The sequence below is a fragment of the Laceyella sacchari genome (genome assembly GCF_024927925.1).
Taxonomy (GTDB): Bacteria; Bacillota; Bacilli; order Thermoactinomycetales; family Thermoactinomycetaceae; genus Laceyella; species Laceyella sacchari.
Map to the genome: position 1 here is coordinate 1,121,161 of NZ_CP103866.1, position 23,459 is coordinate 1,144,619.

25 protein-coding genes and 1 tRNA gene are annotated in these 23,459 nt (G+C 48.5%); 20 read left to right on the forward strand and 6 right to left on the reverse strand.

Features of this window, described 5'->3' with window-relative positions:
- Positions 1 to 113: 113 nt before the first annotated feature.
- Entirely contained in the window at positions 114 to 800 is a 687-nt protein-coding gene (locus NYR52_RS05605) for a Crp/Fnr family transcriptional regulator (RefSeq protein ID WP_132219987.1), read from the reverse strand.
- Between the two features lie 285 nt (positions 801 to 1,085).
- On the opposite strand from NYR52_RS05605, the gene metA reads away from it, so the two are divergent.
- Together metA and NYR52_RS05615 are read left to right on the forward strand one after the other, a co-directional pair.
- Positions 1,086 to 2,003 (forward strand): homoserine O-acetyltransferase MetA, encoded by a 918-nt coding sequence (gene metA / locus NYR52_RS05610; RefSeq protein WP_132219988.1) that lies wholly within the window; start codon positions 1,086 to 1,088, stop codon positions 2,001 to 2,003.
- A gap of 257 nt (positions 2,004 to 2,260) precedes the next feature.
- Positions 2,261 to 2,473 (forward strand): hypothetical protein, encoded by a 213-nt coding sequence (locus NYR52_RS05615; RefSeq protein ID WP_132219989.1) that lies wholly within the window; start codon positions 2,261 to 2,263, stop codon positions 2,471 to 2,473.
- A gap of 59 nt (positions 2,474 to 2,532) precedes the next feature.
- Here NYR52_RS05615 and NYR52_RS05620 read toward each other — a convergent pair whose 3' ends face one another.
- Complete coding sequence (locus NYR52_RS05620) at positions 2,533 to 4,149, reverse strand: M20/M25/M40 family metallo-hydrolase (protein ID WP_132219990.1); 1,617 nt, start codon at positions 4,147 to 4,149, stop codon at positions 2,533 to 2,535.
- Positions 4,150 to 4,278: 129 nt separating this feature from the next.
- Positions 4,279 to 4,833, reverse strand: a complete 555-nt coding sequence (gene yyaC / locus NYR52_RS05625) for a spore protease YyaC (protein ID WP_132219991.1) — start codon at positions 4,831 to 4,833, stop codon at positions 4,279 to 4,281.
- A gap of 189 nt (positions 4,834 to 5,022) precedes the next feature.
- On the opposite strand from yyaC, the gene NYR52_RS05630 reads away from it, so the two are divergent.
- From NYR52_RS05630 to fni, 6 genes are all read left to right on the forward strand, one after another.
- A complete protein-coding gene (locus NYR52_RS05630) occupies positions 5,023 to 5,967 on the forward strand; it encodes a hypothetical protein (protein WP_246026828.1) in 945 nt (314 codons plus the stop codon).
- Positions 5,968 to 6,092: 125 nt separating this feature from the next.
- Positions 6,093 to 6,650, forward strand: a complete 558-nt coding sequence (locus NYR52_RS05635; protein WP_132219992.1) for a GNAT family N-acetyltransferase — start codon at positions 6,093 to 6,095, stop codon at positions 6,648 to 6,650.
- A 236-nt stretch (positions 6,651 to 6,886) separates the two neighbouring features.
- Positions 6,887 to 8,644, forward strand: a complete 1,758-nt coding sequence (locus NYR52_RS05640; RefSeq protein ID WP_132219993.1) for a B12-binding domain-containing radical SAM protein — start codon at positions 6,887 to 6,889, stop codon at positions 8,642 to 8,644.
- A 298-nt stretch (positions 8,645 to 8,942) separates the two neighbouring features.
- Entirely contained in the window at positions 8,943 to 9,755 is an 813-nt protein-coding gene (locus NYR52_RS05645) for a YitT family protein (protein ID WP_211341900.1), read from the forward strand.
- 175 nt (positions 9,756 to 9,930) lie between these two features.
- Positions 9,931 to 10,752, forward strand: a complete 822-nt coding sequence (locus NYR52_RS05650) for a DUF5412 family protein (protein ID WP_259436484.1) — start codon at positions 9,931 to 9,933, stop codon at positions 10,750 to 10,752.
- Positions 10,753 to 10,918: 166 nt separating this feature from the next.
- Positions 10,919 to 11,965, forward strand: a complete 1,047-nt coding sequence (gene fni, locus NYR52_RS05655) for a type 2 isopentenyl-diphosphate Delta-isomerase (RefSeq protein WP_132219995.1) — start codon at positions 10,919 to 10,921, stop codon at positions 11,963 to 11,965.
- A 65-nt stretch (positions 11,966 to 12,030) separates the two neighbouring features.
- On the opposite strand, the gene NYR52_RS05660 is transcribed toward fni, so the two are convergent.
- The gene (locus NYR52_RS05660; RefSeq protein WP_259436485.1) at positions 12,031 to 13,185 is read right to left on the reverse strand and encodes a C39 family peptidase; all 1,155 of its coding nucleotides are present in this window, start codon (positions 13,183 to 13,185) and stop codon (positions 12,031 to 12,033) included.
- 195 nt (positions 13,186 to 13,380) lie between these two features.
- Positions 13,381 to 14,229: a polyamine aminopropyltransferase gene (speE, locus tag NYR52_RS05665; RefSeq protein WP_259436486.1), complete on the reverse strand. Its 849-nt coding sequence runs from the start codon at positions 14,227 to 14,229 to the stop codon at positions 13,381 to 13,383.
- Positions 14,230 to 14,341: 112 nt separating this feature from the next.
- Here speE and NYR52_RS05670 point away from each other — a divergent pair, with 112 nt between their 5' ends.
- The 10 genes from NYR52_RS05670 to NYR52_RS16730 all read left to right on the forward strand — a co-directional run bounded on the left by NYR52_RS05670 (position 14,342) and on the right by NYR52_RS16730 (position 20,736).
- Complete coding sequence (locus NYR52_RS05670) at positions 14,342 to 14,737, forward strand: gamma-glutamylcyclotransferase family protein (RefSeq protein ID WP_132219998.1); 396 nt, start codon at positions 14,342 to 14,344, stop codon at positions 14,735 to 14,737.
- A gap of 265 nt (positions 14,738 to 15,002) precedes the next feature.
- Positions 15,003 to 15,452: a MarR family winged helix-turn-helix transcriptional regulator gene (locus NYR52_RS05675; protein ID WP_022735998.1), complete on the forward strand. Its 450-nt coding sequence runs from the start codon at positions 15,003 to 15,005 to the stop codon at positions 15,450 to 15,452.
- A gap of 164 nt (positions 15,453 to 15,616) precedes the next feature.
- A complete protein-coding gene (gene racE, locus NYR52_RS05680; RefSeq protein ID WP_132219999.1) occupies positions 15,617 to 16,459 on the forward strand; it encodes a glutamate racemase in 843 nt (280 codons plus the stop codon).
- A gap of 112 nt (positions 16,460 to 16,571) precedes the next feature.
- On the forward strand, positions 16,572 to 17,606 hold the full coding sequence (locus NYR52_RS05685; RefSeq protein ID WP_259436487.1) for a GerMN domain-containing protein: 1,035 nt from the start codon (positions 16,572 to 16,574) through the stop codon (positions 17,604 to 17,606).
- A 127-nt stretch (positions 17,607 to 17,733) separates the two neighbouring features.
- The gene (gene rph / locus NYR52_RS05690; protein WP_132220001.1) at positions 17,734 to 18,489 is read left to right on the forward strand and encodes a ribonuclease PH; all 756 of its coding nucleotides are present in this window, start codon (positions 17,734 to 17,736) and stop codon (positions 18,487 to 18,489) included.
- Between the two features lie 212 nt (positions 18,490 to 18,701).
- Positions 18,702 to 19,334, forward strand: coding sequence for an XTP/dITP diphosphatase (locus NYR52_RS05695; protein ID WP_246026829.1), 633 nt, complete (start codon positions 18,702 to 18,704; stop codon positions 19,332 to 19,334).
- A gap of 5 nt (positions 19,335 to 19,339) precedes the next feature.
- Positions 19,340 to 19,843: a metallophosphoesterase family protein gene (locus tag NYR52_RS05700; protein WP_022736003.1), complete on the forward strand. Its 504-nt coding sequence runs from the start codon at positions 19,340 to 19,342 to the stop codon at positions 19,841 to 19,843.
- A 156-nt stretch (positions 19,844 to 19,999) separates the two neighbouring features.
- A tRNA-Arg gene (locus NYR52_RS05705) sits at positions 20,000 to 20,076 on the forward strand.
- A 310-nt stretch (positions 20,077 to 20,386) separates the two neighbouring features.
- Positions 20,387 to 20,545 (forward strand): hypothetical protein, encoded by a 159-nt coding sequence (locus NYR52_RS05710; protein ID WP_259436488.1) that lies wholly within the window; start codon positions 20,387 to 20,389, stop codon positions 20,543 to 20,545.
- Between the two features lie 44 nt (positions 20,546 to 20,589).
- Positions 20,590 to 20,736: a GNAT family N-acetyltransferase gene (locus NYR52_RS16730; protein WP_375163180.1), complete on the forward strand. Its 147-nt coding sequence runs from the start codon at positions 20,590 to 20,592 to the stop codon at positions 20,734 to 20,736.
- A gap of 319 nt (positions 20,737 to 21,055) precedes the next feature.
- Here the strand turns inward: NYR52_RS16730 and NYR52_RS05715 are convergent, their stop codons facing one another.
- Positions 21,056 to 22,396, reverse strand: a complete 1,341-nt coding sequence (locus NYR52_RS05715; RefSeq protein ID WP_158283212.1) for a helix-turn-helix domain-containing protein — start codon at positions 22,394 to 22,396, stop codon at positions 21,056 to 21,058.
- Between the two features lie 289 nt (positions 22,397 to 22,685).
- Between NYR52_RS05715 and NYR52_RS05720 the strand changes: the two genes are divergently transcribed.
- Positions 22,686 to 22,976, forward strand: a complete 291-nt coding sequence (locus NYR52_RS05720) for a hypothetical protein (RefSeq protein ID WP_132220004.1) — start codon at positions 22,686 to 22,688, stop codon at positions 22,974 to 22,976.
- Positions 22,977 to 22,992: 16 nt separating this feature from the next.
- Positions 22,993 to 23,283 carry a hypothetical protein gene (locus NYR52_RS05725; RefSeq protein WP_132220005.1) on the forward strand — a complete coding sequence of 97 codons (291 nt, stop codon included), beginning with the start codon at positions 22,993 to 22,995 and terminating at the stop codon, positions 23,281 to 23,283.
- The last annotated feature ends 176 nt before the right edge of the window (positions 23,284 to 23,459 follow it).

Below are 23,459 nucleotides of genomic sequence, written 5' to 3' on the forward strand. Positions count from 1 at the left end.
ATCCCTCTCTTCTGATGTGTGCTCTCCTTTCATGGTAAAGGGATTTGCCGGGAAAGTATGTGATAGATATCACAAATCGTGTGAACAAGAGGTGAACAGCACATCCGGATCGTTTAAGAACCTGCCCAATGGCGCAAAGCATCCAGGTCCAGGATGACAAACTGATTCCGACCCATACGGAGCAACCCTTGTTTGCGAAGTTGACTCAAAAGCCGGCTGACCGTTTCACGGGTAGTGCCGATGGCGCTGGCAAAGTCCTGATGGGTGAGTGGAATGTTGATCTGGATCGCGCCATCTTGATTTTCACCGTATTTGTCCGCCAGATCCAACAAAAAGGTGACCGCACGCTGTTGTACATCATGGCCGACATACTCGTGCAATTGTTTTTGTAGATCCAATATTTTGTTACCCATCACCCGCATGACCTTGACTGCCATGGTGGGATTAGACAGCATGACCTGTTCAAACGGTGCCACCGGGATGGAGATCAGCACGGTATGATCAATGGTTTCAGCCGTTGCTGGGTAAGGGAGCTGGTTGAAGAAGCCGGTGTGGGGAAACATATCCCCCTGTTTGAGCAAACAAACAATTTGCTCATGCCCTTGGTCGTCCGTTTTGTATGTTTTCACCATGCCGCTTTGAATGATGTAAATCGCCGTTTTCGCAGCACCTTCTCTGAAGATGACTTCTTTCTTGTGGCAGTGGCGGATGTCTACGATTTCCAACAGTTTTTCCAACTCTGCTTCCGTGAGGCCCTGAAACAAGGGGATTGCTTGCAATAATTCGATGAGATGATTCATAGTTGAGTTCCTCCTGAAGTGGAATGACGCTCGTATGCTCGATTATACACCGTGAAGGTGGTCAGAAGAAGAGAATGGGGGGGAGTCTGGTTGACTTTCCGTGGCGGAGATGAGGAGTTAATTTTTGGTTATCTGCTTCAGCGAATTATGAATCGTTTCTCAATATTCGCAATCTATTCATTCCTCTTGCGTTAGGCGGTATGTTGGTTTACAAGTTTAAATAACAAAAAATTTCCCACGAGCAAGGAAAAGAGTGCGCTCGAGGAGAAACGGGGGGAGAGGCTGGTGCCGATCAAAATTCCGGATAAATTGCCGGCAATCGATATTCTCAATCAGGAAAACATCTTTGTCATGGGGGAGCGGGATGCCTTTCGTCAGGATATTCGCCCGTTGAAAATCGTCATTTTGAACATGATGCCTATCAAGATCACAACTGAAACCCAGATCCTGCGCCTTTTGGGGAATTCGCCCCTGCAAGTGGAGATTGACCTGATTCATCCGAAGACGCACACCACCCGGCATACTCCGCCGGAACATTTGGCCATGTTTTATAAGACATTTGATGAAATTCGACACCAAAAATACGATGGCATGATCATCACGGGCGCTCCTGTCGGCCATTTGGATTACGAAGAGGTCAACTATTGGGACGAGTTGCGGCAGATTATGGATTGGAAACTGCATCATGTAACATCCACTTTGCACATCTGTTGGGGAGCACATGCCGCCTTGTACCATCATTACGGCATCCCCAAACACCGACTGCAGGAAAAGTGTTTTGGTGTGTTTGAACATGTGATATGTAAACAAAATACGAAGCTGTTGCGCGGGTTTGACGATTGTTTCTATGCGCCGCATTCCCGTTTGTCCGAGGTGCGCAGAGAGGAGATCGAGAAGGTCGAGGAGTTGGAGATCTTGGCTGAATCCCCAGAAGCAGGTGTTTATATCATAATCAGCAAAGATGGACGCCAGATTTTTGTGACGGGCCACTCGGAATATGAACTGTACACATTGAAAGAAGAGTATGAACGCGACCGGGCCAAAGGGATCGAGGTGCCGCTTCCAAAACATTATTTCCCACAGGATGATCCCAACCAGCAACCGTTGCAACGTTGGCGCGCCCATGGCAATTTGTTGTTCTCAAATTGGCTCAATTATTACGTATACCAAGAAACGCCATATGATTTGAATCAAATTAAATGAGATTGCGCCCAACCCTCACTAGGGTGTGTCTGGCAAATCAATCAAGTTGGTGAGGAAGAAGCGGCGGAAAAACCTTTTCTAGATGAGCGCTTCGCCACGCGTGAAGCGAATGAGAAATGGTTTTGAAGCCGCTGGCCTATTCATCAGATACACCCTGGTAACAACAGATAAAAAATAAGGATTTTTTTGCGATAAATGAAACAAAACAGGAAGGTGTTCCGTCAAATATTGTAAAAGGGTGTACGGAGTTGGCGCCGATGAGAAAATGGAGCTTGGAATGGATTGAGATCGGTGAGCCCGTTCATTATGGTCCGTTTACGATTGATCGTTATGTGGCCGATGTGGAACTGCTGGGATGGATTATATATGAGCCGGGCAAGCCCCCGTTTTTGACAAGGGATGTGCAAGCGGCGACGGAGTATTTGATGTCCCGACATTTGGGCGAAATCGTGGATAAAGGGGAATATTGAAAACAAGCGGTCAGCCATGGCTGACCGCTTGTTTTTTCAGAGTGATGTGAGGCAAGTGGTTATTCATCGGCTAGAAGTTGTTGAATACATTCAGGTAACCATTCCATCATTGGACCGAATGCAAAATCGACATTGAGCCGCTCTGTCCATTGATGGGCGTCCCTGCCGACAGGGCCAAAGTTTAGCACTGGCACATCGAGTTGTTGCAACGCGCCCAGCGGAATATCATAGCCGCGCTCCCACAGGGGCATGTTGTTCACCAGCGGGAGCAGGGTGGACAAGGGTCTTTGCAATCCGACATAACTCAGGTCAGAAATTCCTCCGAAATAATGCTGGTGTTTCAGCGTCACTCCATGCGTCTTCTGGGCGGTGTCGATCATATGAGCAACAACTCGCTTGATCAAGGGATGGTCGCTCTTGTTTACTGCCGGATAATACGGAGGAGAGAAAAACAACACGATCATGGGAGCCATTTCTTTGCACAAAATAGCCAGTTCATCAACCAGGTTGATCGTGGTTTGGCGTTGGTCTCCCGGATCGCTTCGGCGTAATGCTTCTTGCAGGATTTGTTCCACGCGTTCCTGGCCGTGCGTGCGCGCCGCATAGGCATACAGTTGTTCATAAGTGAGCACGCTTATATCCGTTTCTGCCGGTGTGAACGTGCCATACCGCTGCGCCTGCATGAGTACGTTTTCTTTGATCTCTGCCGCCACTTCCCGGGCGAGAGAGAGTAATTGTGTGACGCGTTCATCAATGCCTTTATCATATAAGAACAGATTAAATAACGTGACTGCTCGGTGCGGGATTTGAACGGAGTAATCTTTTTTCAAATCCGTTTGCATCTGGTTGGTTGGGGGAGGTGTCACTTCCTCTCCGATTCTTTCGCAAAAGTCGGTGTTCAACTCCAGAGCGTTGGTGAGTTTGGAGGCCATGAAGTTGGCGTTTAACCCAGCAAAGGGTTCACCGACATGGGTTTCTTTGCCATAACACAGGAATCCTGGCAACACTTTGCCAATGGAGCCGGTGTAAATATAGTTTGTTTCATCGCCGGGATAGCGAGTGAACATGGGTTCGGAGTTTAGGACAGCGCGGTAAACGAGCCCATGTCGTTCAGCCAATTCCAAAAGTTTGGGAACTGCCGCCCGCATCCCAACCGAATTGATCTCCTCATCAGGCACGGTCAACAACAATACGTTGCCGTCAAAAGCTTGATGGCAAGCTTGTTCAATCATGGCCATGTGCAAGGCCAAGCCGCATTTCATATCCATGATGCCCCTGCCGAAAAGCCAATGACCGGTTTCGAGGTCGGCCCGAACCGTGTCGGGCAGGGTCTCTCGATTGTCGCGAAACAGGGAAGTGAGCGTCTTTGGATCAAACGCATGTGGTTCCCATATCCCGTAATCGATCACATCCACAACATCGAAATGACTGATCAAGATGACCGTTTTGCTCACATTGCTTGGATGTTTGACCAGCGCTGTCACAAATTCGCGTCCATCGCCGGTCGGGTGAGTTTCGATATGATCGGGGTGGGCTTGGAAATAAGCAAGGGATCGTAGTTGTTGTGTCACCAAGCGGGGGAGCATAATCTCTCCCGCACTGCCAGTGATGCTTGGAATATGGACTAGCTCGCATAGAAGATCGATTAATTGCGCCTTAGTTTCCCATTTTTTCATCATTCATCCGCTCCGTTTTCGACGATAGTTAAAAAGAATGTTTGCACATGGCCAAGCATGAAGTACTAGCTGATAATTTCAATGTATCAGGAAATATTCTCGAGGACAAATGATTGAACAGACGCCACCTCAAATGGGTGGCGTGCTATGGGTTGCGGCCACGGTTAACAGCGCGCGGCTAATTTTGATTGCCATCTCATACGTTACATGGAATCGGGTGGTTTGCAGAATGTGAGAGGGCATCGCACCGGCGGCGTTGACGATGCCCTTGATATGGATGTCCCCGACTGCGGGCAGTTGTTTGCCGACGCCTTTTCCCGGAACAAGCGCACCTTCCCCAACTTCAACCATGCCGACTTCTTTCTGTTTGCCCAAGCTGGCGTCGATGGCGATAATGAGTGGCGTTTTGGGGAGTTGTGTGATTTCCGCGACTACTTGATTCAAGCTGAAAGCATGGACTGGTTGGGCCAACGTGCCGCAGATTTGGATGTTGGGTGAAGGCGCTTCCGTTAGCAATGTGCCGACCAAGGGACCCAAGGTGTCGCCGCTGCTGCGGTCTGTTCCGATGCACAGGCATAGAAGCGGCCGATGAGAATGCGGCGCCAGCAACTCATTTAAGCGTTGAGTGAGGAGAGATACCGCATCTGGGTGATCAAAAGGGATTTGCCACTTTTCTTTCTCCATGAAAACCTCCAACAAAAACTTGATCTATCGTGCAGTCAATGGGATCAGGCTTCTAAATATCGGTAATAGTTTATCATGTTCTTCTGGGAATGGATTAATTTTTGTGGGTTATAGTATATTTTATTGTTGAAATAAGAATTTATTAGTAAGATTGAAAAGTGCGACAATTGATTTGGAGGAGGAGAACACATGGCTTTTAGCCGATGGAGAAGATGGATTTGTTGTGCGGCGGTGGTAGTGTGTACATCGGCCGTATGGCCCCAACCAGCAAAAGCGGCCGACGATTTGGACTTGGCTTATCGCTGGGCTCCTGTTCACTATCAGGATACGGATGATACTGATGCGGACGCTGATTACTTGACAGCGGTCGACTTTGACGGAGATTGGAATGCCAAAAACAATTGGGAAAACCAAGACGATGATCTGAGCCGCCTGCGGGCGACTGTATACTATTCTGTCGTGGAGACTGGCACACACTGGTATATCGTCTACAGCTTCTATCATCCACGTGATTGGGTGGATTATCCCGATTTCGGGCTGGACACACATGAAAATGATATGGAGGGAGCCATGGCGATTGTTCGGAAGGATGGAAGCGCCTATGGCAAATTGGAAGGCATGGTCACCGTCTTCCACACCAACTTCTATTCTTTCACTCCGGCAGGCAGTCCGCTTACCGATGGGGAAGAGAATATTGACGGCCAATTGCGAATGGTAAGTTATGATGGAGCGTTGCACCCGGCTACATTCCAAGAAGCGAAGGGACATGGACTAAAAGCGTGGAACGGTGGAGAATTCCCGGGTGGAGATGGTGTGATCTACTATCCGGACCGTTCAGTGGCAGAGGTGCCGGAACATGGGAATGACCGCCATGTTAAATATCGGTTGGTGAACACGTTTGAAGCCGGGGGATTGTGGGATCACCGTTCAGACAGTCAAACCTTCGCCAGCTGGGGAACGTTTGCCGGAGACAATGGCAAGGATAACGCGGCCAACGCTGCATGGGGATGGGATGACAAAGATGATTCCGTCGCTCGTGGGGCGATGGCTACCGATCCCGCCCGACTGACCGATAGTTACTTTGATGGATTGGGCCAATTTAGTACCGATTATGTGAAAAACGCATACCGATGAAGCTAGGCTTATGCATCACACCCGGGTTGATCCAGCACCCGGGTTTTTTGACTATCTCACCATTTCCCATTTATACTGTAAACCCTATGATTGGGAATATACGAAAAAAAGGGCGGAGATAAATCATGCTGTCAACAGAACGAATCACGATTCGCCGTTTGGAACGGGAAGATGCTGAAGCGCTGTTGCAGTTGCGGGTGGCCAATCGGCAGTATTTGGAGCCGTTTGAACCAAGGTTTCCCGATAGTTATTTTACGATGGCCGGACAACTGGAAGTGATTGAGCAAGATTTAGCGAAGTGGGATCAAGATCAAGGGTATGGGTTTGGCATATTTCTAAATGAGACGGGCTCATTGACAGGCAGGGTCAATTTGAGCAATGTCGTGCGCGGAGCTTGGCAAAACTGCACTTTGGGTTATTTTATCGCCGAGGAGCAACAAGGAAAAGGGTTGATGGTCGAAGCGGTGCGACTGGTACTTCGTTTCGCCTTCAATGAAGTGGATTTGCACCGGGTGCAAGCGGCGGTGATGCCGCGAAATCGGCGGTCCAGTCGAGTTCTTGAGAAAACGGGTTTCCGTTATGAGGGGTTGTCCAAACGATATCTATATATCAATCAAGTGTGGGAGGATCACCTCATCTATGCCCTGACCCGAGAGGATTGGGAACTGGGAGAAGATAAGTGATGTGTGATTCGGGCATTAAAGAATCCCTTGCCATAACCGGCAGGGGATGATTTCACTCCGTACCTTTCATTTCTGCTTTAGCAATGTGCATGCTGCTGCAAATTCCATGGCAGGGACGGATGATGAAAAATGGCTGGAGATTCCCTTTTTGACTGGGAACAGTGTAGAATAGGGGCAGGATTGTTTCCAGACAGGGAGACAATGGAATTAAGAACAAAGTGATGAGGTTGAATCGAATGAAGATCGCGCTGGCTACATTAAATGCAAAATATATCCACACCTCATTGGCCTTGCGTTATCTGAAGGCGTACAGTGAGCGGGATTTTGAGATTGAGATTGCAGAATACACCATCAAGGACCCAGTGATGAACATTGTGTCCGACCTGTATGGACGACAACCTGATGTGGTGGGGTTCTCTTGTTACATCTGGAATATAGAAGAGACGATCACCGTGATCGACATGCTGAAGAAAGTGAAGCCGGATGTAAAGATTGTACTGGGAGGGCCAGAGGTCTCCTATGACACTGATTATTGGATGAAGCGTCTGCCCCAAGTCGACTTCATTGTCGTCGGAGAGGGAGAAGCTACATTTCACCAGCTATTGACCGAATTGAGCGGTGAGCAGAAGTTCCATTTTGTATTGGGTTTGGCCTACCGTGCTGGGGATGAGGTGCGGATCAACCCCCCGCGCCCCAAATTAGACTTGAATCACTTGCCATCACCACATCGCTTCCCGGAGGATGTGGCTCACTTGCCCAATCGTGTCGTCTATTTTGAGACGAGCCGGGGGTGCCCGTTTAGTTGCCAGTTTTGCCTGTCCAGCATTGAAGTGGGTGTCCGTTATTTCGATATAGAGCGTACCAAACAAGACTTGCTTTACTTGATCAACCATGGTGCCAAGCTGATCAAATTTGTGGATCGTACGTTTAATATCAAACGGGACTATGCGATGGAAATTTTCCAGTTCCTGATTGATAACCATCAAGGCTGCGTGTTTCAATTTGAGATCACAGCGGACATCATGCGCCCGGAAGTGCTCGACTTTTTGGCGGAACATGCGCCGCCGGGCATCTTCCGGTTTGAAATCGGTGTTCAGTCAACCAACGATCCTACCAATTTGCTGGTAAAGCGGCGCCAAAATTTCACCAAACTCACCCGGACGGTAACCAAAGTGAAAGAGAGTGGCAAGATTGCTCAACACTTGGATTTGATTGCGGGGTTGCCGTTGGAGGATTACACCACATTCAAAAAGACCTTTAACGATGTGTTTGCCTTGGAGCCAGAGGAGTTGCAGCTCGGTTTCTTGAAGATGTTACGGGGGACGGGCTTGCGCCATGATGCGGAAAAATACAATTACGTCTTTATGGAGCGGGCCCCTTATGAAATTTTGGGCAATGATCACCTGCCGTTTTCGGATATTGTCCGGATCAAGCGAGTTGAGGATGTTTTGGAGAAATATTGGAATGCCCACCGCATGGATCACACCATTGGTTATTTGATCCGGCATGAATTCCCGTCGCCGTTTGATTTTTTCCAGGAATTCGGTGATTATTGGGAAGCGCGCGGCTGGCGGAAGATCGGCCATCAGTTGGAGGATTTGTTTACGCGTTTGCGGGATTTTTTGCAACAGCGCGGAACCAAGCGGATGGATGTAATCCTCGGCTTGATGAAATATGATTATTACCTGAACCACAAACAACGTCCCCGCAAGGTTTGGTGGGATTTTACCATGGACAAGGCCACGCATGCCGCCTTGTTGCGTCAGGCGGCTGAACAGCCGGGGCGCTTGTCGGACGAATTTGCCTCCATCCGCTTGAACGAACGGGACTTGCATAAGCATGCCGTAGTGGAGATATTGCCTTTTGATTTGGATGCTTATCTCGCCACTGGCCGCGTGTTGGAGCAACGAACCGCTTTGTTTGCGGTATATCGGCCAAAAGGCGGGGAGCCAGTGCGTTGCTACACGATGAAATTGGATGAAGGCGCGGAATGATTGGCTTAGCTCCCTACAGCAGTTTCTAATACAATTAACATCAACAACAAAGCCCCTCTAAACGGAAAAGAGGGGCTTTGTTGTTGAGCGCGGTGTTCATGTTTATCCGGCAACGCATGTAGGAAACCTGATAGTATAGCGCGGCGCAGATGTGGCTGTATTCATACAAGGTGTCAGAGAAATGACTGCGGAAATGTGTACGATGTGACATGTCGATGGTGCCGTGCCGGTGGTATACTCATGGATGGATTTGATAACAAATGGATTGGAAAAAGTGGTGGATATGGTTAAACTGCGTGTGATTAATTTCGTGAACATCTTTCTGTCGTCCGTGTTGATCGCTTTCGCTTGGAATATGTTTTTGCTGCCACACAAGATTCTGAGTAGCGGCGTTGCCGGCATTGCGATGATGTTGGCGCTAATTACGCCAATCAATACGGGGATTATCAACTACGCCCTCAATCTTCCGCTGATGGTGCTTGGATTTTGCAAGTTGGGCAAGCGGTTTATGTTTTACACGATTTTTTCGGTAACTGTCACATCAATTGCCTTATTGTTGATTCCCATCAAGCCGATTTCGTCAGACCCTATTTTGTCTTCGGTTTTCGGCGGCGTGCTGGCCGGGATCGGCACGGGTTTGATTTTTAAATCTTCCGGTTCGACTGGTGGATTCGACATTATCATCTTTATGTTGACGCGAAAAAAAGAGCTTCCGGCGGGAATGCTCATGTTTGCGTTAAATGCGATTGTCATCTTTGTGGCTGGCTTTGTATTTGATTGGGATAGTGCATTGTACACGATGCTGTCTATTTTCGTTTCCGGCAAAGTTATTGATGCGATTCATACCAAACACCTTAAATTAACCTTGATGATCATCACTGATAACGGTGAAAAGGTTAGAGAACACCTTATTTCTAAATTGGTTCGAGGCATTACGATCATGGATGGTGAAGGCGCTTATACACGTGAACGGCGGAAAGTGTTGTTCATGATCATTTCCCGCTACGAACTGGCGGGTGTGAAGCGCTTGATCAAAGAAATCGATCCCAAAGCATTTGTCAACGTTATGGAGACCGTTGAAGTGATGGGATATTTTCGCAGAGACGGATAGCGTGAGACAACCCCTTCAGTCCCGTTCCCAGGGCATCAAAGGGGTTTTTTCTTTGCCGTCAGCCGACGCGGCAGAGATATTTGCAACTTGCAAAAAAAGGAATATGCCAACTGCGGGGCGAAAAATGGTGAATGGTGAAGATTGATCGGACAATTTTGTCAAAGGAGGGCGACCCGTGGAGGCAGTTTACACACAAAGCAGTCGGCAAGCAAAAGGGTTTTCATCCTTTGGTCTTCATATGATCAGAAAAGGATTCTTTTGCTTTTTCTTGTGGCTGGTTTTGAGTCTGATGATTATCGCATATCCGGGACACTCCATTCACTGGAGTGTCATCATCCTGTCCTATTTTTTCTTTACCTATGGCGTGATATTTCCACTTACGTTTTGGATCGACTACTTGATTCTGTTAAAGCTAAGTCCCAATCGAGCCATCCTGTCCTTGGCGACGCATCTGGTGGTGTCCCTTTTTTATTTGGTGGTTTTGTACCAAGGGGATTTCTTGCTGAAAATGTTATTTTTGGTCGGATTCATGGGATATTGGTATGCCGATTACCGCTTCAGGATTCCTTTCTCCCAATGGATTCAAGAACGGACGGAGGACTGGGATCGGCGGGTGACGAAAGCGATCACCGTCTTGGGGGCGGTCGGAATGGGGGCTGTGTTCCTGTTCACCCAGCCTTTTTTTGTGTTGACTCTCATCGCCCATGATGATGTGATCAAGGAAGTGGATTCCCCGGACGGCAGGTATCGCTTGACCATCGCCGTCAATCATGCTTCCAGCCTCACGACCAAGTGTTTGGCCAGGGTGAAAGTATCGAGCAATGAGAATCCCTTTCGCCCTTCAAAAGAAATATATATTAAAGAAAATGAATGCTGGCCGGATGGAACCTGGCTGAATAACCGTACGGTTCGAATCGAAGGGAGAAGACTCGATATATTCACCGATCAGGTGAGGGGAAGAAAAGAAGAGGCAGATGTGGTACCGGATCGGCGTTAGAGTGCGTTTGAGGCATTCTATCCGGTGCCTCTAAAACCGTTATTCGGCGCGTTGCCGCTTTTTTTTTTGCACGTGTGCCCAAGCGATGATCTGCCTGCCAGGATACAAAAACGGCCGGGTGGGAGATATTATTGATAACGGACAGCGTGACGAAAGGATGAAGGCGATGCTTGAGCGGCCTGATGAAACGAAACGCCGCAAAGCGGAACATATCGATATTGTGCTAAAGCGAGATGTGACGGGCAAAACGATCACCACCGGCTTTGAAGAGTATCGTTTTCGGCACCAAGCCTTGCCGGAGATCGATTTCGACACGGTTTCTTTGGCGACATCTTTTTTGGGCAAACAGGTGAAAGCGCCCTTGCTCATTAGCTCCATGACTGGAGGTACAAAGGAGACAGGAGAAATCAACCGCCGGTTGGCGCAGGCGGCTCAAGCTCGGGGATGGGTGTTAGGGCTGGGCTCGATGAGGGTTGCTTTGGAGAGTGCGGAAGCGTTGGAGACGTTTCAAGTGCGTCAATTCGCCCCGGACATTCCGATTCTGGCCAATATCGGCGCCGTGCAATTGAACAAAGGATTGCAAGTGGACGATTGCCGTCGCTTGGTTGACCTCATTAAGGCGGATGGATTGGTGTTGCATCTAAACCCTTTGCAAGAAGTATTTCAGCCGGAAGGGGACACCCAATTCAGCGGACTGTTGCAAAAGATTGAACACCTGTGCCGGAAGTTGGAGTTTCCGGTCGGCGTGAAAGAAGTGGGGTGGGGCATTCACGGTTCATTAGCCAAAGCGTTAGTTGAGCGGGGAATAGCGTTTATCGATGTGGCCGGCGCTGGTGGCACGTCGTGGAGCCAAGTGGAAAAATATCGATCGTATAACCCGGTCCGCTTTGCCGCAGCGGATGCTTTTCGCGAATGGGGGCTTCCCACAGCGCAGTGTGTCATCGATGTGCGCTACCACGTCCCCGACGTTCCGGTTATTGCTAGCGGAGGGCTTCATCATGGTGTAGACGCGGCCAAAGCCATTGCGTTGGGGGCTGATTTGGCTGGATTTGGACGAACGTTGTTGAAATCGGCCGCAGACATGGATTTGGATGCGCTGATGCAGCGATTGGAACAGATTGAATTGGAAATGCGCATTTGCATGTTCGCCTCAGGCATCCGTGCTGTCACGGAATTGAAACACACGGAAAAATTGGAGAAAGTCAATGGTTGAATCCATGGCCGGACGAGAGGGATGCGTTGCTAAAAGGATGCCGCTCTGAGACGAGCGGCATGAGATTATGGTGTTTTCCATCCGTGGGGATGGATGAGATAGGCGGTTCCATTGGAATGCTTTAGGAAAGCGCTTTCAAACTCCTTTCGTCCATAGGTGAAGCGTACCTGGTCATCGGCGGGACCGGCAGGATCGTTGACGAGCACATTGCCATCACGATCGAAGCCACGGATGACCAAAAGATGGCCATTGGAACGGGAGATGGGGGCGCCTGGCAACTCACCTGGTCCAAAAGCGATGCTGGCAATTACGGGGATACCCGCTCGAATCCAAGGTTCTACCTCGCTTAAGCTTCTGAAGCGGACTACTTTGGCATCTAAGCCCTGGGATGCAGCATATGCCGTGTTGTACGGCCAGTTGCCCGCTCCGTCATATACATAATCCCACACCTTGCTGACGACATGGGGAACGGGTTGGTCCCATTCCGTATGGCCGGTCACCCTTGCCCAATAGGCCATAACCATGGACGTGGAAGTGGGGGAGCACCACACTTCGCCGCCATCTGGGAAGACCATCTGTGAGCGTGTCGGCACATCCAAGGCTTTGTTTATCCCGCGGCTGGGGAATGTGCCAGGTTCGTCTTGTCCATTGGAGAAGGCCACCCCATAAGCGCGCAAGCTTGGCGTCTTTGCAGGGTCTGTTGTAAACAGCTTGATCCGCGTCTGATAAGCTGTGGCCGAGCTTTTTAAAATCAGTGTGTCTGTGGCGACGCGACCGTGATCATCCCCTTGTCCCGAAACGGAATGGCGCTTAAAAGGCTGATCGTGTTCAAGCCAGACGCCCATGGAATACCACTTTGTCCAGTAACCATTCACCTTGGCGCGAAGTTCGACCTCAATCCAAGTGTTGACCGGGGTGTTGGCTTGCCAAGAGACAATGGCTTCATTGAAACGGTGATGGGAAATTGGAGAAAGCCATTGACCGTAGTAATAAGTGCCTTGATTGTATCGCCCGGTTGAATCGGTACCTTGTCGAAGCCGGTTTGCATCCAGTAGCAATCGACCGCCTTTGGTGCGAGTGCCGCTGAAAGAGCCGAAGATGAAGCGGGTTGTCTCCACATACTTTTTGTTGCTTGAAGCGGCGTGGGCGTTGGCTGAATGGGGGACAAAAAGTAAACTGAGCACCATCGTCGCAACAACACGAACGATCCACGTGCGCATGGCAAAAACCCCTTCCTTCAGCGAGATGTGTGGTGATGCGATATTATTGTATAATAAATTAATTGTTAATTGAATCTATTATGAAAATATAATCTATTTATGATTCTTTCTTTTTCTTAGGAAGGGTTTTGCTGGAAAGAGGGTTTGATCCCTGGAGGCGCGGTGAGTAGGACGAGTTCCTCCAGGGATCGACGGTTACTTTGTGCGTAAGAACTCTGGCAATTCGAAACAAGTGCGCAAGATCGCGTCGTTTACATACTTGGTCTTTTTGTCGAATGGTTTTTCCGGCAATGCCTGATGTTTTTTTGAACCAAGTGTGAAACTCCAAAATCCGCCGGGATAGGTTGGTACAGTTGCCGTGTAAATTTTGTGGATGGGGAACAATTGTTTGATGTGTTTCACGGTTTGTTCCATGATTTCGCGGTGGAAGAGTGGAGATTGGCTTTGGCATACCATTAATCCGTCTTCTTTTAATGCATCGTGGATGTTCCGATAAAAATCATATTCAAACAATTGTTTGGCCGGTCCGATGGGATCGGAAGAGTCGACGATGATCACATCGTAATGGTTTTTCATTTCTTTCACATGCACCATGCCGTCGGCATAAATGAAATGAACCCGCGGATCAGCCAAATTACCGGAGACGGCGGGAAGATGCTCTTTGCATACTTTGACCACCATTTCATCGATTTCCACCATATCGATGTGTTTGACCCCGTCGTACTTGGCTACTTCCCGGGCTGCACCGCAGTCGCCACCGCCGATGATGAGGACGCGCTCGGGATTGGGATGGATCGACAATGGAATGTGTGTAATCATTTCGTTATAGATGTGTCCGTCCAAAGAAGTGGTTTGTACGACCCCATCCAACACCAGCATACGGCCAAAATCATAGGAATCCAAAATCATGACATGTTGGAATTCTGATTGGGAAGAGAAGATCACGTCTTTGATGCGGTAACTGATTTTCATGTTTTCCCGCTCATCTTCCACGAGCCACAGATCTTGATTGATGCGCTGCAAGAATTTTGGCATATCATTCATGTGGATACAACCTCCTTGGGTGATGCAAGGTTACAAAAAGACATTTTAGCAGATGTGATGCCTTTTTTGCAGGGGAGATTGAGAAAGCACTGTCAAAAGGAGTGAAGAGAGAGTGATATTGCTATTTGTATACGGCAGTTTGCGGCGCGGGATGCGAAATGCTTCCCTTTTGCGCAAGGCACGCTTGATCGCGGAAAAAGCTTGGATAAGCGGCACGCTGTATGACACCGGCTACGGATATCCGGGATTGGTCACAGGTAGCAAACGCGTATGGGGAGAAGTGTACCAAGTCTCCAATCAAGAGTTGAGATGGATTGATCAGTTGGAGGATTATCACGGAACCGGCCATCCCGATAATCTGTATGAGCGGATCACTGTGACAGTGAGGTCGCCGGATAGGCAATATACCGCATACACTTACGTCTATGTTGATGCGGATGGGTTGAAAGAAAGGGGGATGGTAATTCCAGAAGGGGATTGGGTTAAGTATGTGAGAAGCCGATATTAGTCTGGAAGGATCGTTTCGCTTTTGCACATTGAACCGTATCCCGGTGCGAAAAACTGTTCGCATTTGTCACGCGCCCATTTTTTTAATATACTTTTTGTCAATGGAACCTATTTAGTGTCATTGTTGAACGGCCGCGAATCGATGAGTGGATGTCAGCGATGAAAGCGAAAGAGCCGATGGGCCGAGGGGCAGATTCAAACCTGCCTCCACTCACAACTAACATTTATGTCAACACCCTTGACGTGGGGCTTTAAAGGAGTGCTTTATGAATAAACATCAACCCTTGTCACCAGAAACGGTAAACGAGATTGAGCGGCTCTTACGCGAGATCAGCGTGATTGTGAAGCGAAAAGGCAGAGACATTTTAAATCATTTTCCGATCACCCCGCCGCAATTTAACGCGCTGTTGTGGCTGTATGAAGACGGCGACATGACCATCGGCGAATTGAGCCAGAAGATGTTTTTGGCATGCAGCACAATGACCGATCTGATTGATCGCATGGAGAAAAACGGGGTGGTCGAGCGTGTGAGGGATGAACGGGATCGGCGCGTCGTTCGGATCCATCTGTTGGAAAAAGGTAGAGAAATTATCGATGAAGTGATGAAAACGCGACGCCAATATCTTTCCGAGATTTTGTCCCATCTGTCCGACGAAGAGGCATTGCATATGAAAAAGTATCTGTCTGTATTGCATGAAGAGATGAAAAAGTCTTAAATCCATTCCCTCTTGTGCCAAAGAGGGAGATTTTTTTTGATGCGATGCCCGTTTTCCCACGCTCTTGTAAGGCGGGGCGTTCATTGAAAAAGGCTTTTGACATAACCGATATACTGTTTATTGCAAAAAGAACAGTGTAGCGATGATTGGGGATGAATGTGAACATGACAGTTTCAGCAACGGAGCGTGCCATTGGTATTCTGGATTCGGGAGTTGGGGGCTTGACGGTCGCCAGAGAGGTGATGAGACAACTTCCTCGCGAGACAATCTATTATGTGGGGGATACCGCGCGTTGCCCATATGGACCGCGCAGTACAGAAGAAGTACGACGTTATACCCTGGAAATCGTCGAGTTTTTGATGAGCCAGCCGCTAAAAGCGATCCTCATCGCTTGTAACACGGCAACGGCCGCAGCCCTGCAATCAGTGAGAGAAAGAGTGTCTGTTCCCGTGCTGGGAGTGATTGAGCCAGGGGCGCGTGCTGCGATCAAAGTGACCCAAAACCATGTGGTGGGAGTGATCGGAACGCAAGGAACGATTGAAAGCGGGGCGTATGAGCAAGCCCTCCGCCGCATCCATCCCCACTTGACAGTGCACAGCTTGGCCTGTCCAGCTTTTGTCCCGTTGGTGGAGAGTGGATATCGGCGTACGGAGCTGGCTGACCGGATTGTGCATGACACCTTGCAACCGCTACATAAAACAGGGCTGGACACGTTAATTTTGGGGTGCACCCATTATCCGTTGTTGGCTGACGCGGTGCAGAAGGCGATGGGGCCGGATGTTAATATCATCAGTTCGGCAGAAGAAACTGCGGTTGAACTAAGCACCATCTTGCAACATCAGGGGTTATTGACCATGATGAAAGCACCGCGCCATCGTTTCTTCACTACCGGAGAAGCTGAACCGTTTGCCCGGATCGCCGAAGATTGGTTTGGCTACCCGATTGAAGTGGAGCAGATCACGCTGAGTGAGTCCGATGCGGCTGGCATGAAAACGCAAACCTGGTGATTTTTCAGCCTGACGCCTGCCATTCGCGCAAATATTTACGAAAAGAGAGTGCTAAAATCCCTCCAAGACCGTATACATGTTACTACCATGACTTGTCCTGGAGGGATATGCAATGTCGAATTCACTGATAAAAAGGTCGTTCGCATGGCTGATTCTGCCGTTGATGCTCACTGGCTGTACTTGGGGGGACAAACCCGCTTCCCAAGCGATTGATCCTCCGCCGACCAACGCCAAGCTGGATGCTGAACCGGTCGTCGTCAAGCGGGCTGAGGTGAAAAAAGGGCGGGGGACTGAGCTTTATTTCTTGACGGATGCCGGCTATGTCGTACCCTATACAGTGGAGGTGCCGGCTACCAAGGAAGTGGCTAAAGCGGCGATGCGTCTGATGGTGAAAGGCGAAGCCGGTGAACAAATGCTGCCTGCGGGGTTTGAGCCGATATTGCCGAAAAACACCAAGATCAAGGCCCTAAACATTGAAGATGGCACGGCGACAGTCGATTTTTCGAAAGAATTTCTCAATTATCCCGCCGACCTGGAAGAAAAGGTATTGAGTGCGGTCACTTGGACATTGACCGGTTTCCCAAAAGTGAAAGAAGTCAACATCTGGGTAGAGGGAAAACCGCTGGCTGAGATGCCGAAGAAAAAAACGCCCGCTCTCCGTCTCACCCGTAACCGTGGCATCAACCTGGAAAGGGCTGAAGGGATTGACATCTCGAACAGCATGCCCGTGACACTTTATTTCTTGGGGCAAACACCAGACAATGAGGTGTATTATGTCCCCGTCACCCGGATGGTTAATCGGACGGAAAATGTGGCCCAGGCAACCCTTTCTGAATTAATCAAGGGTCCAAGTCAACAATCCTCCCTCTCCAGCGCCATCGATCAAACATTGCAAGTGAACAAGGTGAGTGTCAACAAGAACATGGTTGTCGCTGATGTGGGTGAACAGTTGTTGCAATACAGCGCGGATCATCGCGCCTCCAAAGACGCCGTCGGTGCGCTGGTTCTGTCCCTGACGGAGAACACAGGGTTAAAGCAAGTGAAGTTGACTGTCAACGGCAAACAAAATGTGAGCGTCTCCGGGAGCGCAGGGGATTTGACCAAGCCGGTCATGCGGCCGGAAAAAATCAATCCGCAATCGATGTAAAAAAACATAGGAACCAGAGAGATTTACACAGGAATGATCACAACGTCATTCCTTTTTTGTTTTCACATTCGGAAATTGAACATCGGGTATGCTATACTTAAGGGACTTCACACAGGAGGGGACATCATTGAGAGTAGATGGACGTGCACTTGATGAGCTAAGAAAAGTAGAGATGGAGCGTCACTACATCAAACACGCGGAAGGCTCTGTCTACATATCTGTTGGGGATACGCGCGTACTGTGCACTGCTACAGTTGAAGATCGCGTGCCTCCGTTTTTGCGCAACTCCGGCAAGGGTTGGATCACCGCTGAATATTCTATGTTGCCCCGCGCGACCCAAACCCGGACGATCCGTGAGGCCAGTAAAGGAAAACTGGGTGGCCGCACCATGGAAATCCAGCGCTTGATCGGCCGGGCTTTGCGCTCCGTAGTCGATTTGAACGCGTTGGGTGAACGGACGCTGTGGATTGATTGTGATGTTATTCAAGCGGATGGCGGAACCAGAACAGCATCGATTACCGGCGCGTTCATAGCCATGGTTGACGCATTGGTTCCCCTTGTTAAAAACGGCACACTCCCTGTGTTACCGATCAAGGATTTCTTGGCGGCCACCAGTGTGGGAATCATCGATGGGCAGCCATGCCTTGATCTTTGTTATGAAGAAGATTCCAGTGCGATTGTCGACATGAACATTGTTATGACTGGTGAAGGCAAATATGTGGAAGTGCAAGGTACGGGAGAGGAAGCCCCATTTTCGCCCGAAGAGTTGAACCAGCTTTTGACATTGGCAAAAAAAGGGACAGATGAATTGATTGCGTTGCAAAGCGAGCTGTTGGGAGAAGACGCGCAGTTGATCGGGGCTCAAAAAACAAGCAAATCCTAGCGGTTTGATTGTTTCTCAAAAGGTTCGCAAACCGCGGTGGGGCCAATCGGCGTGGCATAGGTAAGAGAAGGAAAGTTAGGCACATGCGATTGGTTCCACCATGGTGGTGCGGAGAGAGGTCGCTTCCGGCCATGCATTCGGCAAGGGTGAGTCCATGAACATGGGGCATGGGCTTTTTCTTGATAAAAATAAAGAAGAAAGGGTGGCGCCGAGTGAAAAAACGATGGCCGTTTCCCTATATCATCATCGCAACTAAAAACAAAGGTAAGTTGAAACAATTTGCTGACCTTTTTCAAGATCATCTCCATCTCAGGGTAAAAGGATTGGATGAGTTTCCGCAATTACCGGAAATCGTGGAAGATCGGGACACTTTTGAGGGAAACGCCCTTAAAAAAGCGGAAACCATTGCTGCTGCCCTGCAGGCGCCTGTCATTTCCGATGATTCTGGGTTGGTTGTCCCCGCTTTGCATGGTGCACCTGGTATTTACTCTGCCCGATACGCCGGGGAAGGTGCGACAGATGAAGCCAACAACGAGAAATTGCTGGCGGAGATGAGCGAGGTGCCTGATGAGCAACGACAGGGCAAGTATGTTTGCGCCATGGCGCTGGCTGTTCCGGGTGAGGAGAGCCAAGTGGTGCGCGGGGAGTGTCACGGTGTCATCACGCGTCAACCTCGCGGGCAGGAGGGGTTTGGCTATGATCCGCTGTTTTATGTTCCGGAAGAAGGGAAGACGATGGCTGAGCTTCCCAAGGAACGCAAATACCGGATCAGCCACCGCGCCAAAGCGACGGAAAAACTGATCCAGCTATTGAAGGCTCAATATGATTTTGACGGTGAGGAGTGAGCTTGATGAGAGTGCTAATCATAAGCGATTCTCACGGCGAAGCGAAGCTGTTAAACGAAATCGTCAAGCGGGTCAAAGCCGATCATGTGATTCACTGCGGGGATTTCTGTACGGATGAAGCGGAGTTGCCCAAAGTGCCGCTCACCGTGGTGCGTGGGAATTGCGATTGGGAGCAGGTTCCCCAAGAACAAATCTGGGAAGGTGAAGGAGTGCGTTTTTTCATCACCCACGGTCATAAATACCAAGTGAAAACGACGCCATTGCCCATGCGCTACCGGACGGAAGAGGTGGGAGCGCAGATTGGCTGTTTTGGACATTCCCACTTTCCATTTTGTGAAAAAGTGGGCGAGGTGTTGCTGATCAATCCGGGAAGCATTTCTTACCCTCGAGGGTTTCCACATGCCACCTACGCCGTGTTGGAGAAAACCGACAAAAAGCTGGCAGTGACCTATTATAAAACGGACGGGACGTTGATTACCGCACGCGGCTATGAGGAATCTTGGGCATAAATGAAGCAGAGCCGGGCTTTGCAGGAACCATGGCCTGGCTTTGCGCATAAATTGGAATGGAAAAAGAAAAATTAGCAAAAAAAAAGTCTTGACGAAGTGTTCTTAGATGAGTTAATATAATTATGTCGCTGATGCGATATCATTGATATTCAACATGTCCCAGTAGCTCAGCTGGATAGAGCAGCGGCCTTCTAAGCCGTCGGTCGGGAGTTCGAATCTTCCCTGGGACGCCAAATCAGTTTACCGAATACACTTACCTTAGCCGTGTGTTGCATGTTGCTAAGGTAAGTGTATTTTTTATGTCGAGAAAAGCTGGCGAGTAACCAGACGGAATGATCGTAAACAGATGGACGGATTCGTTTGCCACAAGTGAATATGATTAATGAAGTAGTCAGTTCAAAACTCTGTATTTAAATGACGAATGAGTTAAAATAATTTTATTTAAAGTACGTTTTAAAATAAATCATGGGGCTATTCTCGTGAGAACTGAGCAAGTTAATATTCGACCAATGGAAGAGCAAGATAAAGAGAGATCGAAAAGCTATGGAAGATGCACAAAAACAAGCATCTTTAGAAGCTGTCAATAACCCTGAATCTAACATTTTTGTTGCCGAAGACTCAAACGGTTTGTTTTTGGGATATATCCAGCTCGGAGAATTTACGGACTCGTTCACTAAGACTAAACAAGGGTTGATTCAATAGCAGTAGCCAAAGAAGCCGAAGGGAAAGGAGTCGGCAAGTCTTTAATGCGCTTTGCTGAGAAGTGGGCAAAAGAACAAGGATATGGAACAATTGTATTGTATGTTTTCGCAAATAACAAAAAGGCGCGTAGTCTGTATGAAAAAATGAATTATACAGAGGAAACGATTAAATATGTGAAAATACTGGACTAATCAGGATGACGGCCGAAAAATTTTCTGAAGTCTAAAATCGACGGTATGTTCATTCGTATAGGCGATGATCGGATACAGGTGCCGATCAGCGGCATACGCCAAATCAGAATATATATAGCATCATGTCGGTGTTGTGCTGCATGAATCAATATCAAACAACGGATAAGCTGCCTAAAGGGCGGTTTTTTTGTAAATAAACATAAGCCATTTTCCATTCAACCGAGTGGGAAAATGGCTTCACGTTCACAGAAATTTGTTTTATTGGCGATCGGGCTCGTCATCGTTGTCTTCTCTTGGCAGGCGCACTAAGGCGGAAATGTCATACCTCATAAATTTCCTCCTCACTTTGTAAATTCAATTTTTGCTGAAGATTGAGAAGTTTTTTGATCGTGACTTTCCATTCGGTTTCTGCCTTCATACTATCAAAGCACTTGGCCATCTGCAATAATGCGGTGTACTGACGCTTTGGCAGGTTTGCCTGAAGCGCGGCTTGCTCAGCCTCCTGGTAGCAGGGAATCGCTTCCGCAAATTTGTGTTGCGCCGCGTAGATGTTGCCGGCGACAATCAATGCTTTGGACAATTGGTTTCGGGTGGCACGCCGGGCGATCTGAAGCGCGCTGTCGATGTGCTGTTCCGCTTTGGGCCAATTTTTTTCATGGGAATAAATGATGGATAGATAGATCAAGGCGTCAATATGGCTACGGGGATGATTGCGTTCATAATCATAATTGAGCACCATTTGGAAGCAGTTTTCAGCTTTGTCGCATTGTTTTTGAAGCAGATAAACACTGCCTAAAATGTTCATGATATCAAGATAGCGGTTTTGGATTTTATTGCAGATGCCGATGTTGATGCCTTCTTTGCAGATCTCTATGGCTTCGCTGTATTTTTCCATTCTGCGCAACAGGATGGCCCGATATTTGTATATGTTGAGCAAAGTATATAAACTGCTTCTGATGTGAAAGCGCTTGGCCCACAACTCATCGACGATTTGTTTGGCTGCCTCGAACCGGGTCATGTTCAGGAGATAAAGCGCTTTGTTACATAGCATGGGGTGTTTCACGTCCCGCCCGCCATTGCGCTCCGAATATGCATCCAGCCCCTTTTCCACGTAATGGAGGGCTTTGCTCATGTTGTTTTGTACATAGTGGCAGATGCTTAATTCGTTGTAACAGATGGAGACGATGTTGTCTCTGGAGCACAATTTGTATTGGTTGTTTAAGCGGATTGCCAGTTTGTAATGCTTCTCGGCTTTGGTGTATGCCTTTTTCGCGTGGAAACACCGCCCCTCCAGGTATGTATAAAAAGGGGCGAGGGGGTGGTAACGTTCGATGGCAATGCTTTTGAGCAATTGCTCCGCATGTTCTACCAGTTTGTTGTTGTCCAGCATGGCTTCGATCAACTGAAGTTGAAAAGAGAGTTCTTCCATGCGTTCCAACTCTTTTTTGACCAAATTTTTCAGTGTCGCTTCATTAAGTCCCAGTTTGGTGAGGTATTTGGTTACGGTTTTCACATCCACATTCCCCACACCGCGTTCAATGTTGGAAATGGTGCCGTACGACATGGTGGCGTCGGCGATGTCCTCTTGACGATAGCCGTTTTCTTTTCTCACTTTGCGCATGACGTAACGAACAACATGTGGGTCAAGTCCATATACCATGCGTTTCCCTCGCTTTGTTGGTAATGAGTCGGCGTGCCGCTGTGAAAGGAGGCCAAGGGAGAGCAAGAGAGTGTCCATTTAACGGAATTGGCTTAAATCAATGCGGATGGGGGTACGAAGAAGGCGTCCTTTCGTGCTTGTGCCAATGAAAAAAGAAATGATTTAAAGGAATGATATTAAATCAAATTTGTATTGTATGAATATATTAAATTATATTACAATTTATATAGATAAGCTATTCATTTATAAAATGAATGGTTCGAGCTGAAATCGAGGGAGGTGAAGGGGGATGCTATCGATCACGGTGAAGGGGAATGCCCATAAAGTAAATCATTTCCTTTATGAGTTAAGCCAACTTATGAAATTAAAACTGATTCCAGAGGAAGTGGAAGTGACAGATGCGGAGGAGAGAGAGGTAACCTGCGATGTGCAACATCAGCCGGCAAGCAAATTGAGTGTTGTCCGTTTGCAAGATCGTTCCGGTTGTGAGATTGCGATTCCAATGCTCGATCTGGTGTGTGCGGAGTTGGAGGATGGCAAGTATGTGTTGACCGGCCGCTGTTATGACCTATTCTCTTAACAATGGGTGTGAGGGAATGCTTTGCGAAACGATGAGATTGTACTTGTCCCGTATATATTGCCAGGACTGCGACCGTTTTGTCACGCGGCATCATTGCCAGACGGTCATGCCGAGAATGGGGCAAGTTCATCAGTGTCCCCACTGTCACGATCAAAAGAAACGTGTGATTCGCTACTGGCGTACCCAGATGATTGATGATGTGGAAGAGATGGGACGGATGTTGAGTTGTACGCCATTTAACCATGCCGAGGTGCAGCAACTTGAGGTGGGGACCATAACGGTGAGTCGCTATGAACGCAGGGAATAAAAAAAGAGCCAACAAAACGGCTCTGAACTATGCGATGTTAGTTTGCCCTTATTATAACATGATTTGGATGGAAATGGAATGCGCGCGGGCGAAGACGATGCAAAACGGCCTTAGGAGGATGGAGTGGAATCAGATAGATCGATGAAGACGGTGACGGTCAGCCTTGGCTTGTGCAT

What these genes read in the sequence shown, in the direction of transcription:
- NYR52_RS05605 (WP_132219987.1), bottom strand. Translation starts at nt 800, where the DNA reads ATGAATCATCTCATCGAATTATTGCAAGCAATCCCCTTGTTTCAGGGC.
- NYR52_RS05615 (WP_132219989.1), top strand. Translation starts at nt 2,261, where the DNA reads ATGAGAAAATGGAGCTTGGAATGGATTGAGATCGGTGAGCCCGTTCAT.
- NYR52_RS05620 (WP_132219990.1), bottom strand. Translation starts at nt 4,149, where the DNA reads ATGAAAAAATGGGAAACTAAGGCGCAATTAATCGATCTTCTATGCGAG.
- yyaC (WP_132219991.1), bottom strand. Translation starts at nt 4,833, where the DNA reads ATGGAGAAAGAAAAGTGGCAAATCCCTTTTGATCACCCAGATGCGGTA.
- NYR52_RS05630 (WP_246026828.1), top strand. Translation starts at nt 5,023, where the DNA reads ATGGCTTTTAGCCGATGGAGAAGATGGATTTGTTGTGCGGCGGTGGTA.
- NYR52_RS05635 (WP_132219992.1), top strand. Translation starts at nt 6,093, where the DNA reads ATGCTGTCAACAGAACGAATCACGATTCGCCGTTTGGAACGGGAAGAT.
- NYR52_RS05640 (WP_132219993.1), top strand. Translation starts at nt 6,887, where the DNA reads ATGAAGATCGCGCTGGCTACATTAAATGCAAAATATATCCACACCTCA.
- fni (WP_132219995.1), top strand. Translation starts at nt 10,919, where the DNA reads ATGCTTGAGCGGCCTGATGAAACGAAACGCCGCAAAGCGGAACATATC.
- NYR52_RS05660 (WP_259436485.1), bottom strand. Translation starts at nt 13,185, where the DNA reads ATGCGCACGTGGATCGTTCGTGTTGTTGCGACGATGGTGCTCAGTTTA.
- speE (WP_259436486.1), bottom strand. Translation starts at nt 14,229, where the DNA reads ATGAATGATATGCCAAAATTCTTGCAGCGCATCAATCAAGATCTGTGG.
- NYR52_RS05675 (WP_022735998.1), top strand. Translation starts at nt 15,003, where the DNA reads ATGAATAAACATCAACCCTTGTCACCAGAAACGGTAAACGAGATTGAG.
- racE (WP_132219999.1), top strand. Translation starts at nt 15,617, where the DNA reads ATGACAGTTTCAGCAACGGAGCGTGCCATTGGTATTCTGGATTCGGGA.
- NYR52_RS05685 (WP_259436487.1), top strand. Translation starts at nt 16,572, where the DNA reads ATGTCGAATTCACTGATAAAAAGGTCGTTCGCATGGCTGATTCTGCCG.
- NYR52_RS05700 (WP_022736003.1), top strand. Translation starts at nt 19,340, where the DNA reads ATGAGAGTGCTAATCATAAGCGATTCTCACGGCGAAGCGAAGCTGTTA.
- NYR52_RS05710 (WP_259436488.1), top strand. Translation starts at nt 20,387, where the DNA reads ATGGAAGATGCACAAAAACAAGCATCTTTAGAAGCTGTCAATAACCCT.
- NYR52_RS16730 (WP_375163180.1), top strand. Translation starts at nt 20,590, where the DNA reads ATGCGCTTTGCTGAGAAGTGGGCAAAAGAACAAGGATATGGAACAATT.
- NYR52_RS05715 (WP_158283212.1), bottom strand. Translation starts at nt 22,396, where the DNA reads ATGGTATATGGACTTGACCCACATGTTGTTCGTTACGTCATGCGCAAA.
- NYR52_RS05720 (WP_132220004.1), top strand. Translation starts at nt 22,686, where the DNA reads ATGCTATCGATCACGGTGAAGGGGAATGCCCATAAAGTAAATCATTTC.
- NYR52_RS05725 (WP_132220005.1), top strand. Translation starts at nt 22,993, where the DNA reads ATGCTTTGCGAAACGATGAGATTGTACTTGTCCCGTATATATTGCCAG.